At 66.7% G+C, this 16488-nt stretch carries 11 protein-coding genes and 3 pseudogenes; 9 read left to right on the top strand and 5 right to left on the bottom strand.

The window, feature by feature from the left end; genetic code table 11:
• Nucleotides 1-67: 67 nt before the first annotated feature.
• Both ABFB10_RS08470 and ABFB10_RS08465 read right to left on the bottom strand, forming a co-directional pair.
• Nucleotides 68-418, bottom strand: coding sequence for a phosphogluconate dehydrogenase C-terminal domain-containing protein (locus ABFB10_RS08470; protein ID WP_347166181.1), 351 nt, complete (start codon nt 416-418; stop codon nt 68-70).
• On the bottom strand, nt 348-896 hold the full coding sequence (locus ABFB10_RS08465) for an NAD(P)-binding domain-containing protein (RefSeq protein ID WP_347166180.1): 549 nt from the start codon (nt 894-896) through the stop codon (nt 348-350). The genes ABFB10_RS08470 and ABFB10_RS08465 overlap by 71 nt, the downstream gene beginning before the upstream one ends.
• A gap of 115 nt (nt 897-1011) precedes the next feature.
• Here ABFB10_RS08465 and ABFB10_RS08460 point away from each other — a divergent pair, with 115 nt between their 5' ends.
• Nucleotides 1012-2361: a four-carbon acid sugar kinase family protein gene (locus tag ABFB10_RS08460; RefSeq protein ID WP_347166179.1), complete on the top strand. Its 1350-nt coding sequence runs from the start codon at nt 1012-1014 to the stop codon at nt 2359-2361.
• A 156-nt stretch (nt 2362-2517) separates the two neighbouring features.
• Here the strand turns inward: ABFB10_RS08460 and nanR are convergent, their stop codons facing one another.
• Together nanR and ABFB10_RS08450 are read right to left on the bottom strand one after the other, a co-directional pair.
• Nucleotides 2518-3252 (bottom strand): transcriptional regulator NanR, encoded by a 735-nt coding sequence (gene nanR / locus ABFB10_RS08455; protein WP_347166178.1) that lies wholly within the window; start codon nt 3250-3252, stop codon nt 2518-2520.
• On the bottom strand, nt 3249-4328 hold the full coding sequence (locus ABFB10_RS08450) for a Gfo/Idh/MocA family protein (RefSeq protein WP_347166177.1): 1080 nt from the start codon (nt 4326-4328) through the stop codon (nt 3249-3251). The genes nanR and ABFB10_RS08450 overlap by 4 nt, the downstream gene beginning before the upstream one ends.
• 108 nt (nt 4329-4436) lie before the next feature.
• Here ABFB10_RS08450 and ABFB10_RS08445 point away from each other — a divergent pair, with 108 nt between their 5' ends.
• On the top strand, nt 4437-4988 hold the full coding sequence (locus ABFB10_RS08445; RefSeq protein ID WP_347166176.1) for a hypothetical protein: 552 nt from the start codon (nt 4437-4439) through the stop codon (nt 4986-4988).
• Entirely contained in the window at nt 4988-5680 is a 693-nt protein-coding gene (locus ABFB10_RS08440; RefSeq protein ID WP_347166175.1) for a RuBisCO large subunit C-terminal-like domain-containing protein, read from the top strand. Before ABFB10_RS08445 ends, ABFB10_RS08440 begins: the two co-directional genes overlap by 1 nt.
• 202 nt (nt 5681-5882) lie before the next feature.
• Here the strand turns inward: ABFB10_RS08440 and ABFB10_RS08435 are convergent, their stop codons facing one another.
• Nucleotides 5883-7028 (bottom strand): ROK family transcriptional regulator, encoded by a 1146-nt coding sequence (locus tag ABFB10_RS08435; RefSeq protein ID WP_347166174.1) that lies wholly within the window; start codon nt 7026-7028, stop codon nt 5883-5885.
• A gap of 275 nt (nt 7029-7303) precedes the next feature.
• On the opposite strand from ABFB10_RS08435, the gene ABFB10_RS08430 reads away from it, so the two are divergent.
• The 6 genes and pseudogenes from ABFB10_RS08430 (at nt 7304) to glgC (ending at nt 16486) form a co-directional block, all read left to right on the top strand.
• Entirely contained in the window at nt 7304-8329 is a 1026-nt protein-coding gene (locus ABFB10_RS08430; RefSeq protein WP_347166173.1) for a sugar ABC transporter substrate-binding protein, read from the top strand.
• Between the two features lie 126 nt (nt 8330-8455).
• Nucleotides 8456-9526, top strand: a complete 1071-nt coding sequence (locus tag ABFB10_RS08425) for an ABC transporter permease (protein ID WP_347166172.1) — start codon at nt 8456-8458, stop codon at nt 9524-9526.
• An 88-nt stretch (nt 9527-9614) separates the two neighbouring features.
• Nucleotides 9615-10415 carry an ATP-binding cassette domain-containing protein gene (locus ABFB10_RS08420; protein WP_347166171.1) on the top strand — a complete coding sequence of 267 codons (801 nt, stop codon included), beginning with the start codon at nt 9615-9617 and terminating at the stop codon, nt 10413-10415.
• A 212-nt stretch (nt 10416-10627) separates the two neighbouring features.
• A pseudogene (locus ABFB10_RS08415) lies at nt 10628-13007 on the top strand (glycogen/starch/alpha-glucan phosphorylase).
• Nucleotides 13004-15200 (top strand): annotated as a pseudogene (glgB, locus tag ABFB10_RS08410) (1,4-alpha-glucan branching protein GlgB). The pseudogenes ABFB10_RS08415 and glgB overlap by 4 nt, the downstream one beginning before the upstream one ends.
• A 28-nt stretch (nt 15201-15228) precedes the next feature.
• Nucleotides 15229-16486: pseudogene (gene glgC / locus ABFB10_RS08405) on the top strand (glucose-1-phosphate adenylyltransferase).
• Nucleotides 16487-16488 lie beyond the last annotated feature (2 nt).

Raw genomic sequence — 16488 nt, 5'->3', positions numbered from 1 at the left:
CTTTTACGATGCCCTGTCCAGAGGGACTCTGAGAACGCGGAAGTCTGCCGTCAGGGGGCTGACGCGGTCAGGTGATCCGCTTGATCGAATCCATGATCTCCTGCTGATCGAAGACGCGTTTCCAGTCGTCCTTCATCAGCGCGGGGATGCCGAATTCGATGGCCTTGTTGCAGGCGTCCGAGAACTGGCCTTCCTGAACGCCGAAGATCACCGCGCCGAGGATGTTCATGTGGCCCAGCAGGAAGTCCTTGGCGCATTCCTCGGAAATGCCCTGCTTCACGCATTCGTCCATGGCCTGTTTCATCACCACCAGAAGCGAGGCGCAGACGGTTTCCGACAGGCCGGGTTCAAGATAGGCCAGTTGCTCGACCGTGACGCGGTAGGTCTGGCGGACGGGTGCGTAGATCGCCTTGGCCACCCGGTCGCCCAGTGGCGTAGTGCTCCTCGGGGCCCTGCATCAGCGCGTTCACGACGCCCTGCGGATGGGCCACGCCGCCGAAGCGGTCGAGGCGCGCGGCCTCGGTCGGCTCGTTGTGGTAGATCGCCGGGTGGCAGGGGTGGGTGACGAAATAGGTGATGTCCGCGCGCTCGGGCAGATGGCCCGCATAGGGCGCGGCGGCGTCGAGGATCACGACCATGGTGCCCGGCTTCAGCACCGGCACGATGCCCGAGGCGACCTTGCCGATCAGCGTATCCGGCACCGCCAGCACCACCACCTCGGCACCGTCGAGCGCCTCTTGCTGGTCGACGCAGTCCACGCCCACCGCATCCTTCAGCCGCGCGCGACCGGCCTCGGAGACCTCGACATGGGAAACCTCGAAATCCGTCTTGGCAAGGTTCAGAGACAGGCGCACGCCCATCTTGCCGCCGGCGCCGAGCAGGGCAAGTTTCGTCATGATGTTTCCTCCATCCCGGGACAGCCCACGGGTCAACGGCTCGTTAACCGGGCTTGAATAACTGGTATGATCAGATAATGTGCGGGCGATTAACCTGTCAACAAGGAATTCGGGGGTGACTGTGGCGCGACTGCTGAGCTGGTTCGGGGACGACTTTACCGGGTCGACCTCGGTGATGGAGGTGCTGGCCTTTGCCGGGATCGACACGGTGCTGTTTTCCGACATCCCGTCGCCCGCCCTGATGGCGCGCTTCGCAGGCGCGCAGGCGGTGGGCATCGCCTCGACCGCGCGGACCGAGGGGCCAGAGTGGATGGCGGCCAACCTGCCGGGGCCCTTCACCTTTCTGAAGGGGCTGGGCGCGCCGCTCTTGCACTACAAGGTCTGTTCGACCTTCGATTCCGCGCCGACATCGGGGAATATCGGCAAGGCCATCGAGATCGGGCTGGAGGTGACCGGCAGCCGCGCCGCCCCGGTGCTGACCGGCGCGCCGCAGAACCGGCGCTATCAGGCCTTCGGGCATCTCTTCGCGGGCACCTTCGACGGCGTCTTCCGGCTGGACCGTCACCCGGTCATGGCGCGCCACCCGGTCACCCCGATGCATGAATCGGACCTGTTGAAGCATCTCGCCGCGCAGACCGACCTGCCCTCGGCGCTGGTGGATCTGGAGGCGCTCTGGTCCGATCCGCAGGCGGCGCTGGATCATGCGTTGCGGGCGGGGGCGCGCATGGTGTCCATCGACTCGATGGACCCGGTGACAGAGCAGGCCGCCGGGCGCCTGCTGTGGGAGAACCGCGCAGAGATGGGCTTTGTCGCGGGATCGCAGGGCGTGGAATACGCGCTGGTCCGGCATTGGCAGAAGGCCGGGCTGATCCCGCCGCCACAGCCCCTGACCGGCGCGGGGCGAGTCGAGCGCATCGCCGTCGTGTCCGGCTCTGTCTCGCCCTCGACCGCGCGGCAGATCGGCTGGGCGGCGGCGAACGGGTTCGAGGTGATCCGCTTCGACGCGGCCAGCGTCATCCGCGACCCGGCGCAACTGGACAGCGAGATCGCCAGGGCCATCGAGGCGGGCGCCGCGTCGCGGGCCAGCCCGCTGGTCTGTTCCGCCACCGGCCCGGACGACCCGGCGGTTGCCGCCGTGCGCGCGGCGCTGACAAGCGGAACCATGAGCGGCCCCGAGGCCAACGAGATGATCGGCAAGGCGCTGGGGCGCATCCTGGACGGCATCCTGCGGGAAACCGGGCTGCGCCGCGCGGTGATCTCGGGCGGCGATACCTCGGGGCACGGGATGCGCGCGCTGGGTATCGAGGCGCTTCAGGCGCTGGCCCCGACGATCCCCGCCGCGCCGCTCTGTGTCGGTCATGGCGGCGGCATCCACGACGGGTTGCAGATCGCGCTGAAGGGCGGGCAGATGGGCAGCGAGGACTTCTTTGGCTGGATCCGAGACGGCGGCGGCCCGCGCGGCTGATCCCGCCCGTCCCGGCGATTGCGGCCCGCTGCGGGGGGCTGTCGCCGGACCGGGTGACGGCGCAGGTGGTGCGGGGGCGGTTCCGGCGCACCGGGCCGGTGGCGTCTGGATCGCGGCCGCCGTCCCGGCATGGCCGAAGGGAACGGGGGCGCGGCTTCAGGCCTTTCCGCCCTCGCCCTCACGGTGCAGGGAAAAGGCCTCGCTGGAGCGGTCGAGATGCGTGGCCATCTCGGCCACGGCGCCCTCGGCATCCCGCGCGCGCAGGCGGTCCAGGATACGCTGGTGTTCGGCCAGCGTGACCTCTTCGTTGCCGGACCAGTGCAGCATCCCCTGATGGAAGGCGAAAAGCCAGCCGACCATGGCGCGAGACACCGCGTGGATGATCGGATTGCCCGCGATCTGCGCAATCTTGGAATGGAAGGCCATGTCGGCGGCGATGAAGTGCTGCATGTCCTGCGACAGGTAGGCGCGCTGCCGGACGATGGTGTCCTCGAGGTCGAAGAGGTCGTCCTCGGTGCGCCGCTCGGCGGCCAGCCGGACCATGCCCAGCTCGAACATCCGCCGCGCCTCGCGCAGGTGGTCGACGTTGGCGGGTTCCATGGCCAGCACCAGCCGGATGATGTCGTCGGACTGGGTGAAGACCGTTTCGGCGTCGATCTCGTTCACCCGCGACCGTTCACCATGGCTGATGGTGATCAGCCCGCTGTTGTGCAGCGTCTGCAGGGCCTCGCGCACGGCGGGACGCCCGACACCGAAGCGCGCCATCAGCGCCCGTTCCGACGGCATGGTGTCGCCGGGCCGCAACTCTCCCGCGATGATCATCTTGCGCAGGCGGTCGAGCACCTCGTCCGACAGCTTGCGCCGGGTAATCTTCTCGGGTTCGCTTGTCATGGCCTCTCCTTCGTTTCGCGCATGATGGCGCAAGGCTTCGGGGCGGGAAAGCCGTCAGATTTCCGACAGTTCGACGGTGCGGTGTTCGGTACCGCGGACAGATAGGCCGCCTCGACCAGCGCCAGCGTCAGGACGTTGTCGGCGCCCGAGGTTTCGGGCTGCCTGCCTGCCGCGAGGCTGTCGACGAAGTGCTGCTGGATCAGCGCCACGCTTTCCTGGATGTTGTGCCAGGGCCGCGCGGCCCGAGGGCAGAACCGGCGGGCTGACATCGCGCGTCTCGGCCCCCCGGGCGTCTGGATCGTCAGCCTGTACCCCGCGTCGAGCCGCAGGGTGCCGCCGGTGCCGTCGATTTCCAGCAGGCTTTCGGGAAAGGTCTCGGGCGCGCGCTTCGTGGCATAAGAGCAGTCGACGACGCAGGTCACGCCGTCCTTGTGTTCCAGCAGCATGGTGGCGACATCCTCGCCTTCGATGCCGGGATTGATGCGCCTTGTGGTCGCGGTCAGGCGGCGCACGTCGCCGAACAGCGCGCGGGCAACGTCGAGGATATGGATGCCCAGATCCTCGATGATGAAGCGTTCGCCCTCTGCCAGGTAAGGCTGGCCGCTGAACACGTCATAGCCCGACCGGAAGGACACGCGGCCAAAGAAGGGGGTGCCGATGGCGCCGCCGCGCAGGGCGTCGATGGCCGCGCGCAGGGCGCTTTGCCAGCGGAAGTTTTCGTGCACCATCAGCACCTTGCCGCTGGCCTCGACGGCGCTGACCATGGCGCGGGCGTCCTGCATGGTCTGGGCGAAGGGCTTCTGGCAGATCACGTGCACGCCGTGGCGGGCGGCCAGCTCGACCAGCGGGCGGTGCGACTGGACCGTGGTGGCGATGTCGACGGTGTCAAAGCCGCCCTCGGCGAACATCGCGCGCGCGTCGGTATAGGTGCGGGTCACGCCGAACTGCTCCTGCACCAAGCGCAGCCGCTCGGGGTCGCGATCGCAGACCGCCACCACCTCGGCCCCCGTGGCATCCTGCCAGCCATGCAGCTGGTTGATGGCAAAGAACCCGCATCCGATCAGCGCGACTTTCATGGTGACCCTCCCTTGAATGGCAGCGCGACCATGCCTCATGCGGCGGTGGTTGCCAACAGGTATGATGAGTATTACTGATCCGTGAACGCGGCGTTCGGAGGGGTTGCCATGACCGAGAGCAGGATCACCGTCACCTACCGGCTGGAAACGCCCGGCGACATCGAGGCCACGGCGGTCAAGGTCGCCTCGGACCAGTCGACCGGCACCTTCACGGCGCTGCCCGGCGAGACCGATGCGGTGCGCGCGCGCTGCGCCGCCCGGGTCGAGCAGGTGACCATGCTGGCGGATGCAGAGCGGTCGGGCCTGCCGGACGACCGGCCCGGCCCGTTCCACCGCGCCGACGTGAAGATTTCCTTCCCGCTGGAGGCCGTGGGCACCGATGTGGCGGCGCTGATGACGATCTGCGTGCATGGCGCCTGGTCGGTGCGCGGGCTGACCGGCGCCCGGGTGATGGACATCGACCTGCCGGACGAATGGTCCTGCCACCCCGGTCCGCAGTTCGGCGTCGCGGGCTCGCGCCGCCTGATGGGCGTGGACGAAGGCGTCATGATCGCCTCTATCATCAAGCCGTCGCTGGGGCTGCTGCCCGGGGAAACGGCGGCGGTGGTAAAGAGCTCTGCGAGGCCGGTGTCGATTTCATCAAGGACGACGAAAAGCTGATGAGCCCCGGCTACTCGCTGCTGGAGGACCGGCTGAAGGCGATCATGCCGGTGATCCGCGACCACGAGCAGAAGACCGGCAAGCGGGTGATGTACGCCTGGGGCATCTCTTCCGCCGATCCCGAAGAGATGATGGCGAACCACGACCTGGTGCTGGAGCACGGCGGCAACGCGGCGGTGGTGAACATCAACGCCATTGGCTTCGGCGGCATGACCTACCTGCGCAGGCGCTCGCGGCTGTGCCTGCACGCGCATCGCAACGGCTGGGACGTGCTGACGCGGCATCCCGCCATGGGGATGGAGTTCCGCGCCTACCAGAAGATCTGGCGCCTGCTGGGGGTCGACCAGTTCCAGATCAACGGCATCCGGGCCAAGTACTGGGAGCCGGACGAGAGCTTTCTGCGCAGCTTCGAGGCGGTGACGACGCCGATCTTCGCGCCCGAGGATTGCGCGCTGCCGGTGGTCTGTTCCGGCCAGTGGGGCGGGCAGGCGGTGGATACCTACAACCGCACCGGCGGCACGCTTGACCTGATGTACCTTGGCGGCGGCGGCATCCACGGGCACCCCGGCGGCGCGGCGGGCGGCGTGCGCGCGATCCGGCAGGCCTGGGATGCGGCGGCGGCGGGGCGCTCTTTGGCGGCGCAGGCGCAGGACCATCCAGAGCTTGCGGCAGCCCTTGCGACCTGGGGCTGAGGCGGGACGCCGGGCCTTGGCGGCGACACGCTGCGGAATGGGGTGCCCGAAAGGTTCGGGGGATGCTTCGGGCGGTGCGGGTTGTCCGGGAGGTTCAGGGGCGCAGGGGCAGGGTTGCGGCCTCTGCGTCCGGCGGTGCGGGTTGGTATCTTGCCGCGCCCGGGCAGCAGACGGGGACGATATCCGAACGTCCCCGGCGCGCTCAGCCTTTCAGAAAGGCGTTGCGATCCACGAGGAAGCGTTCCGACAGCGGCAGGCTTGCGGCGCCAAGGGCGCGGGCGTCCGGGCCGATGGTGCCGGCGCGCACCTCGGGTATGTCGATCCCGGCGATGCTGATCCGGGTCAGCTGCTCGGCTGTGTAGTCCACCAGCCGGGCGCGCACCGGCCACGGCATCCAGCCGTCGATCATCGCGCTTTCGAAGTCGATCAGGCAGGCCGAGGAGAAGATGGCATAGGCCAGCCCCTCTGCCGCCTGCCTCAGCCATGCGTCAAGGACCGGCTCGGGGATATCCCAGACGGTGCAGCCGGCCCATATCGCCTCGGAGGGATGGCCGGCCTCCTTCAGCGCCTTTTCCAGCGAAACCAGCGAGGCCACATCGACCAGTTGCCGGACCGTCGTGCCCTCGATCCCGATGGGGATCGACCCCAGCGCGGCGGCGTTCCCGGTCCGCCCGGTGTACAGCGTATTGTCCAGAACCAGCCCGCCGCCGACGAAGAAGCCCATGAAGAAATACAGGAAATCGCGCGGCCTGTTCTGATCCCCGAAGACCAGTTCGGCCCCGCAGGCGGCAGAGGCATCGTTGCGCAGGAAGACGGGAAAGCTGCACTGCGCGGCGATCTCGGCGGCAATGTCGCGGTCGCGCCAGGCGTCCATGGCGCCCGGCTCCAGCGCAAGCAGGTCCGGCCAGTCGTGCAGGCGGAAGGGGATCGCGATCCCCAGCCCCGCGACCCGCGTGCGCCGGTCCTGCGGCAGGTCCGCCAGCAGCGTTTCCATCGCCCCGGTCGCGAAGCGGACCACCGCATCGGGCGAGGGGAAGCGATGCGCCTGCGCCTGCCGCCCGACGACCGTGCCGCGAAAATCGGTCAGCACAAGTTCAAGGCTGCGCCGCCCGACCTTGAGGCCAAGGAAATAGGCGCCCTCGGCGACAAGGCTCATGGGCACCGAGGGCTGGCCGACCTTTCCGCGCAGCGGCTCGCCCTTTTTCAGCAGGCCCTCGGCCTCGAGCGCGCGCATGATCACCGACACCGTCTGCGCCGACAGTCCGGTCATCCGGGCGATCTCTGCCTTGGGCAGGGCCCCGACCTGCCGGATCAGCGTCAGCACAAGCCGCTCGTTGTGCGCGCGCACTCCGGATTGGTTCGACCCGCGGGCAAAAAGGGTGGCCGCGGTCTGTGCCTCTGATTTGGTCTTTTTATCAGGGCTTTGCATGGCGGTATCGGGCTTTTCCACAGGATTGAAACGCGAAGAAGGCTGTCAGCAAGACAGGCGCAGTGTCAATAATAAATGTGATTGATTTATTTAATATTGACAGAAAGCGGGCGAATCTGTTTCCTGATTATAGCGGGAGGAATCCGTGGCGTCATGTCACAGGCCGCAGAGCTTATGTTTTTTGGGAGGATACGATGAAGACATTCCTTGCCGGTACGGCAATCGCCCTGACCGCCGCGGCGCTGGCGTCGGGCGCGCAGGCTGCCAGCCACTCGGTCGGTGCCTGCCTGATCACCAAGACCGACACCAACCCCTTCTTTGTCAAGATGAAGGAAGGCGCGACCGCCAAGGCCGAAGAGCTGGGCATCGACCTGAAGTCCTTCGCGGGCAAGGTCGACGGCGACCACGAAACGCAGGTTCAGGCCATCGAGACCTGCATTGCCGATGGCGCCAAAGGCATCCTGATCGCCGCCTCCGACACCTCGAGCATCGTGCCCGCCGTGCAGCAGGCGCGCGAGGCGGGCCTTGTGGTGATCGCGCTCGACACGCCGCTGAACCCCATCGACGCCGCCGATGCGACCTTTGCCACCGACAACTTCCTTGCCGGTGAGCTGATCGGCAAATGGGCCGCCGCCAAGCTGGGCGACGCCGCCGCCGACGCCAAGATCGCCATGCTGGACCTCGCCGTGTCGCAGCCCACCGTGGGCGTGCTGCGCGATCAGGGCTTCCTGACCGGCTTCGGCATCGACGTCATGGACCCCAACAAGTGGGGCGACGAGGAAGATCCGCGCATCGTCGGCAATGACGTCACGCAGGGCAACGAAGAGGGCGGCCGCCGCGCCATGGAAAGCCTGCTGGCCTCCGACCCGATGATCAACGTCGTCTATACCATCAACGAGCCTGCCGCCGCCGGTGCCTACGAGGCGCTGAAGGCCATCGGGCGTGAGAACGACGTTCTGATCGTTTCGGTCGACGGCGGCTGCCCCGGCATCCAGAACGTCGCTGACGGCGTGATCGGCGCGACCTCGCAGCAGTACCCGCTGAAGATGGCCTCGCTGGGCATCGAGGCGATTGCCAAATGGGCCGAGGACGGCACCAAGCCGGAACCGACCGAGGGCAAGGACTTCTTCGACACCGGCGTGGCCCTGGTCACCGACCAGCCCGTCGAGGGCGTCGAGTCGATCTCTGTCGCCGAGGGCACCGACCTCTGCTGGGGCTGATCGCGCACTGACAGGCGCGAGGGGGCGGCGGGCCCGCCCCTTCGCCGTGGACGCGACCGGTTCCCCTGCGTTAGGCTGAACCGGGATCGTGCATCAAGACGGACCCAGACACAGGGGGAGGAACCCATGTCAGAGACTGCCTCGAAGGGGCAGGACTACGAATCGTCGTTGTCCGGCGCCACCTCCGGCGTGGCCGAGTTCGAAAGGCGCAAGGGGCTGCTCTATTCCGTCCAGCACGCGCTGCACACGAACCCCGCGCTGGTGCCGCTGATCGTTCTCGTCCTGTCGATCGTCACCTTCGGCCTGCTGCTGGGGTCGAAATTCTTCTCTCCCTTCGCGCTGACGCTGATCCTGCAACAGGTGCAGATCGTCGGCATCGTCGCGGCGGCGCAGTCGCTGGTGATCCTGACCGCGGGCATCGACCTGTCGGTGGGCGCGATCATGGTGCTGTCCTCTGTCGTGATGGGGCAGTTCACCTTCCGCTACGGGCTGCCGCCCTCTGTCGCGGTGCTCTGCGGGCTGGCCTGCGGGACGCTGATGGGCTTCATCAACGGCGTCCTCGTGGCCAAGGTCAAGCTGCCGCCCTTCATCGTGACGCTGGGCATGTGGCAGATCGTGCTGGCGACCAACTTCCTTTATTCCGCGAACGAGACGATCCGCGCGCAGGAGATCGAGGCCGAGGCGCCGCTGTTCCAGTTCTTCGGCACGGTGATCGCCATCGGCGGCGCGCGGCTGACCTATGGCGCCATCTTCATGGTCGTGCTGTTTCTCTTCCTTGCCTACGTGCTGAAACAGACCGCCTGGGGCCGCCACGTCTACGCCATCGGCGATGACAAGGAGGCGGCAGAGCTGTCGGGGATCGAGACCGACAAGGTGCTGATTTCCGTCTACATGGCCTCGGGGCTGATCTGCGCCTTTGCCGGATGGGCCCTTGTGGGGCGGATCGGGTCGGTGTCGCCGACCTCGGGCCAGCTGGCCAATATCGAAAGCATCACCGCCGTGGTGATCGGGGGGATTTCTCTGTTCGGCGGGCGCGGTGCCGTGCTGGGTTCGCTCTTCGGGGCGCTGATCGTGGGGGTTTTCACGCTGGGCCTGCGCCTTCTAGGGGCGGATGCGCAGTGGACCTACCTGCTGATCGGGGTGCTGATCATCGCCGCCGTCGCGGTGGACCAGTGGATCCGGAAGGCCTCCGCATGACCCGGCCCGCATCTCGGCCGCCCGTCGGGATCGCGCCCGGCCTCCAGTGGACCGCGGCACAGCCGCTTTGGATCAGAAAGGCATCGGCATGAGCGTTCAACCCGTCGTTCAGGGCCGTGGCATCGTCAAGCGATACGGCCATGTCACCGCCATCGACCACTCGGACTTCGATCTCTACCCCGGCGAGGTGCTGGCGGTGATCGGCGACAACGGGGCCGGCAAGTCGTCGATCGTCAAGGCGATCTGCGGCGCCGTCCAGCCCGACGAGGGCGAGATCCGGATCGAGGGCAAGCCGGTGCATTTCTCCTCGCCGTTGCAGGCCCGCGAGATGGGGATCGAGATCGTCTACCAGCAACTGGCGCTGTCGCCCGCGCTGTCCATCGCGGACAACATGTTCGCGGGCCGAGAGCTGCGCAAACCCGGCATCATGGGCTCGGTCTTCCGGCAGCTCGACAAGAAGGCGATGGAGAAATTCGCCCGCGACAAGCTGACCGAACTGGGTCTGATGACGGTGCAGTCGATCAATCAGGCGGTCGAGACGCTTTCGGGCGGGCAGCGGCAGGGCGTCGCCGTGGCCCGCGCCGCGGCCTTTGCCAAGAAGTTCATCATCATGGACGAGCCGACCGCCGCGCTGGGGGTCAAGGAAAGCCGCCGCGTGCTGGAGCTGATCCAGGACGTGCGCGCCAAGGGCATCCCGATCATCCTGATCAGCCACAACATGCCGCATGTCTTCGAGGTGGCCGACCGTGTGCACATCCACCGGCTGGGCAAGCGCCACGCGGTGGTCGACCCGAAGAAGATCACCATGTCGGATGCCGTGGCGATCATGACCGGCGCGCAGGAACCGCCCCCGGTCGAGGAACAGCAACTGACGCCCAAGGCGGCGTGACCCGCAGGCCCGCCTTCCCTGTCGGGGCGCGGGCCTTTTCCATCCTGCTGCTTCTCCGGGCAGATCCTCGGGGGATGCAGGGGCTGGCCCCCGCGCAGGCTTGCCAAATGCGCAACATGGCCATGTTGGCGTTGCCGGGTGAGCGGGGCGGACTTGTGCGGTCCGTGCCCCGGTGCTGATGTGGGGAGATCGCAAGCTACGGGACGCCTGTCATGAAAGATGCCATCCTCGCCCATCTTCGCTATGGTCTTGGCAAGGACGCCAGCCACTCTTCCGTCTACGACTGGCGCATGGCGCTGTCCCACGCGCTGCGCGACCGGGCCGTCGATCACTGGATTCCCTCGACCCAGACGACCTACGCCCGCAGGGCGAAGCGGGTCTACTACCTGTCGATGGAATTCCTGATCGGGCGTCTGGTCGAGGACATGGCCGCCAACCTCGGCGCCACCGAAGAGGCGCGCGCGGCGCTGGCCGAGCTTGGGCAGGATTTCGACACGCTGGTCCGGGACGAGCCCGACGCCGCGCTTGGCAACGGCGGGTTGGGGCGGCTGGCCGCCTGCTTCATGGACAGCCTCGCGACGCTGGGCATCCCGGCGATGGGCTACGGCATCCGCTACGAGCACGGGCTCTTCGAGCAGGATTTCGTCGACGGCCAGCAGATCGAGAAGCCCGAGACCTGGCTGAGCCAGAAACACGCCTGGGAGTTCGAGCGCCCCGAGGTGCAGTATTCCATCACCTTCGGCGGCCACGTCGAACACCACGACTAGCCGCGCCCACTGGCACCCGCATGAGACAGTCTTTGCCACCGCCCATGACACGCCGGTGATCGGCTGGCGGGGGCGCTGGGGCAATACGCTGCGGCTGTGGTCGGCGCAGCCGGTCAAGGTCTTCGACCTCGCCAGCTTCAACCGGGGCGACTACCTGTCCGCTTCCCGGTCAGAGGCGCTGGCCCGCACCATCTGCCGCGTGCTCTACCCCGACGACACCACCGAGACCGGCAAGGAGTTGCGGCTGAAGCAGGAGTATTTCTTCACCGCCGCCTCGATCCAGGACCTGATCCGGCGCTTTCTCGTCACCCATGACGACATTCGCAGGCTGGACGAGGCCGCCGCGATCCAGCTGAACGACACCCACCCCGCCATCGCCGGGCCGGAACTGGTGCGCCTGCTGGTCGACGTGCACGGGCTGGGCATGGGAGAGGCCATCGACCTCGCCCGCCGCTGCCTTGGCTATACCAACCACACGCTTTTGCCCGAGGCGCTGGAACGCTGGCCCGAGTGGCTGTTCGGTCGCGTCCTGCCCCGGCATCTGGAGATCATCCGAGAGATCGAGGCGAGCCATCAGGCGGAATTCGCGGGCAGCCCGCGCATCCTTGACCATGGCAACGTGCAGATGGGGGAGCTGGCCTTCATCATGGCGCATAAGGTCAACGGGGTCTCGGCGCTGCACACCGATCTGGTCAAGCAGACGCTGTTTTCCGACCTGCACCGCATCCACCCGACCCGGATCATCAACCAGACCAACGGCATCACCCCGCGCCGCTGGCTGCACACCTGCAACCCGGCGCTGTCGGGCCTGATCACGGGTGCCATCGGCGACGGCTGGGTCGCGGATCTGGAGCAGTTGAAGGCGCTGAAGGACAAGACCGGCGACGCGGCCTTCCTGTCGGACTTCATGGCCGCCAAGCGCCACAACAAGGAACGCCTGTCGAACTGGGTGCGGCAGACGCTGGGGCAGAGCATCGACCCCGACGCCATGTTCGACGTGCAGATCAAGCGCATCCATGAATACAAGCGCCAGCACATGAACATCCTCGAAACCATCGCGCTGTGGAACGAGATGAGGGCCAACCCCGGCGCGGGCTGGCAGCCGCGCGTCAAGATCTTCGGCGGCAAGGCCGCGCCCGGCTATCACGTCGCGAAAGAGATCATCCACCTGATCAATGACGTCGCCACCGTCATCAACAGCGATCCGGCGACCAAGGACCTGCTGCAGATCGTCTACCCGCCCAACTACAACGTCACCATGGCAGAGATGCTGATCCCCGCCGCCGACCTGTCGGAACAGATCTCCACGGCGGGCAAGGAGGCCTCGGGCACCGGCAACATGAAGTTCGCGCTCAACGGGGCGCTGACCATCGGCACGCTGGATGGTGCCAATGTCGAGATCCGCGAGCATGTGGGGGCCGAGAACTTCTTTCTCTTCGGCCTGACCGCGCAAGAGATCATGGAGGCCCGCAAGCGGCCCGGTTTCGCCCGCGCCACCATCGAGCAAAGCCCCCGGATGCAGCGCGTGCTGCAGCAGATCGCCGAGGGGCGGTTCTCGCCCGGGGACACGTCGCGCTACCACGGTTTTGTCGGAAACCTCTGGGATCACGATTATTTCTGCGTCTCGCAGGACTTCGACAATTACTATGACACCCAGCGCCGAGCGGATGAGGCCTTTGGCCATCGCGACGCATGGGCCGCCATGGCGCTGGCCAACACCGCGGGCATGGGCTGGTTCTCGTCCGACCGCACGATACAGGGCTACGCCCGCGACATCTGGGATGTCGGCCCGGCGGATGCCACGACACTGGAGAAGACCGGATGACACTCATCGACCCCGGAACCGCCGACGAGATCACGTCGGGCCGCCATGGCGACCCCTTCGCGGTTCTGGGGTTGCACGGCCTGCCCGACGGCAGGCTGGTCGCCCGCGTCTTTCGCCCCGGTGCCGAAGGGGCAGAGGTGCTGGACGCCAAGGGCAAGCAGGTGGCGGTGCTGGAGCCGCTGTCCGAGGGCCTGTTCGCCGGAGTGATCCCGCGCCGCAAGACCCGCTTTCCCTACCGGCTGCGCTTCACCCGGGGGGCGGACACATGGGAAGAGCGCGATCCCTACGGCTATGGCCCCGTGCTGGGCGAGGTCGATGAATACCTGCTGGGCGAGGGCACCCATGGCCGCCTCTGGGACGCCTTGGGTGCGCATGTGCGCACACACGAAGGCGTCAGCGGCGTGCATTTCGCTGTCTGGGCGCCGAATGCGCGGCGGGTCTCGGTCGTGGGGGATTTCAACGGCTGGGACGGGCGGCGGCACGTCATGCGGCGGCGCGGCCAGACCGGCGTGCACGAGATCTTCCTTCCGGATCTGGGCGAAGGCACGGTCTACAAATACGAACTGCTCGGTGCCTCGGGCGAGGTCCTGCCGCTGAAGGCCGACCCGGTGGGCTTTGGCGCCGAACTGCCGCCCGCGACCGCATCGGTGGTGCGCGATCTGGACGGCCACGACTGGCAGGACGGCGACTGGATGGGGCGGCGCGCCGACGCGCATCGCATCGACAAGCCGATCTCGGTCTACGAGGTCCACCTCGAAAGCTGGCGGCGGGTGCCCGAGGACGGCAACCGCCCGCTGACCTACCGCGAGCACGCCGAGCAACTGGTGGGCTACGCCGCCGGGATGGGCTTTACCCACATCGAGCTGACGCCGATCTCGGAATATCCCTTCGGCGGCTCGTGGGGCTATCAGCCGGTGGGCCTTTATGCGCCGACCTCGCGCTTTGGCACGCCGGATGATTTTCGCGCCATGGTGGACGCGGCCCACGCGGCGGGGCTGGGGGTGATCATCGACTGGGTGCCGGGGCATTTCCCGACCGATGCCCACGGCCTTGCCCAGTTCGACGGCACCGCGCTTTACGAACACGCCGACCCGAAAGAGGGCTACCACCCGGACTGGAACACGCTGGTCTACAACTACTACCGGACCGAAGTGCGCAACTTCCTGATTTCCAACGCCAAGTTCTGGGCCGAGGAGTTCCATATCGACGGGCTGCGGGTGGATGCAGTGGCCTCGATGCTCTACCGCGACTACTCGCGGAAAGAGGGCGAATGGGTGCCCAACGAACACGGCGGGCGCGAGAACTTAGAGGCGATCGGTTTCCTGCGGCAGATGAACGAACAGGTCTATGCGGCCTGTCCCGATATCATGACCATCGCTGAGGAAAGCACCGCCTTTCCGGGTGTCTCTGCGCCCACGGATCACGGCGGGCTGGGCTTCGGCTTCAAGTGGAACATGGGGTGGATGAACGACACCCTGCGCTACATGGCCGAGGACCCGATCAACCGCAAATACCACCACGACAAGATGACCTTCGGGCTGCACTACGCCTTTTCCGAGAACTTCGTCCTGCCGCTCAGCCATGACGAGGTGGTGCATGGCAAGGGCAGCCTGCTGGGGCGGATGCCGGGGGACGACTGGCAGCGCTTTGCCAACCTGCGCGCCTATTTCGGCTTCATGTGGGGGCATCCGGGCAAGAAGCTGCTTTTCATGGGCGGGGAATTCGCCCAGCCGCGGGAGTGGAACCACGAAAGCAGCCTCGACTGGCACCTGCTGGAGTATGGCAGCCACAGGGGCATGCAACGCCTCGTGCGCGACCTGAACGCGCTCTACCGCGCCACGCCCGCGCTGTATGAAAAGGACAGCAGGCCCGAGGGCTTCCGCTGGATCGACGGCGGCAATGCCAGCGATCTCGATCTTTGTCTGGCTGCGCGAGGGGACGACGGGCAGCGCCCCGGTGCTGGTCATCGCGAATTTCACGCCGGTGACACGGACCGGCTACAGGATCGGCGTGCCGCGCCCCGGCTACTGGGTCGAGAGGCTGAACACCGATGCCGAAGCATATGGCGGCAGCAATCAGGGCAACGGCGGCGGGCGGGCATCCGACCCGGTGCCCGCGCACGGCTGCGACCACTCGCTGGAGATTACCGTGCCCCCGCTTGCCACGGTCTTTTTCGAGCTGTCGCAGGGGTGAGGGCGGAACAGGGATAAGGGGAGGAATAATGCAACACGACAGATTCAGCCTGGCGCAGCAGACCATGGCCTATGTCCTTGCGGGCGGGCGCGGCAGCCGCCTGAAAGAGATGACGGATGTGCGCGCGAAACCGGCGGTCTATTTCGGCGGCAAGACGCGGATCATCGACTTTGCCCTGTCGAACGCGGTGAACTCCGGCATCCGCCGGATCGGCGTGGCGACGCAGTACAAGGCCCACAGCCTGATCCGCCACCTGCAACGCGGCTGGTCCTTCTTCCGGGCCGAGCGCAACGAGGGGCTGGATATCCTGCCCGCTAGCCAGATGATCGACGAGACCAACTGGTACAAGGGTACGGCGGACGCGGTCACGCAGAACCTGTCGATCATTCGCGGCTACGGGCCGAAATACATCCTGATCCTCGCGGGCGATCACATCTACAAGCAGGACTATTCCGTCATGATCGAGCAGCATGTCTCGACCGGGGCCAAGGTCACGGTGGGCTGCATCGAGGTGCCGAAAGAAGAGGCCACCGGCTTTGGCGTGATGGGCGTGGACGCGACCGACAAGATCCTCGGAATTCGTCGAAAAACCCGCCGATCCGCCGACCATGCCGGGCGACGATACGCGGTCCTTGGCCAGCATGGGGATCTACGTCTTCGAGGCGGAGTATCTCTACGGCCTGCTCGAGGCGGATGCAGAGGACCCGGAGTCCGAGCATGACTTCGGCAAGAACATCATTCCCGCCATCGTGGCCGAGGGCGGCGCCTATGCGCATCCTTTCGGGCGCTCCTGCGTGATGACGGGACTGGAGAAAGAGCCCTACTGGCGCGACGTCGGCACCATCGACGCCTACTGGAAGGCCAACATCGACCTGACCGACTTCGAGCCCAAGCTGGACATCTACGCCACCGACTGGCCGATCTGGACCTATTCGGAACTGACGGCCCCGGCGAAGTTCATCCACAACGAGGAAGGTCGACGCGGGCAGGCGGTGTCCTCGATGGTCTCGGGCGGCTGCATCGTGTCGGGCTCGTCGCTCTATCGCTGCCTGCTGTTCACCGGGGTGCGCACGCATTCCTTTTCCCAGATGGAGGGGGTCGTGGCGCTGCCCCATGCCGAGGTCGGGCGGCGCGCCTACATCAAGAACGCCATCATCGACCGGGGCGTGAAGATCCCGCCGGGGCTGATCGTCGGCGAAGATCCCGCGCTGGATGCAAAGCGTTTCCGCCGGACCGAAAACGGCATATGCCTGATCACGCAAAGCATGATCGACAAGCTGGGATAACG

It is taken from the genome of Ponticoccus litoralis, assembly GCF_039769985.1.
Classification (GTDB): domain Bacteria; phylum Pseudomonadota; class Alphaproteobacteria; order Rhodobacterales; family Rhodobacteraceae; genus Ponticoccus; species Ponticoccus litoralis.
Note: the sequence above shows the minus strand (reverse complement) of the source record. Positions and strands in the feature narration are given on the sequence as shown.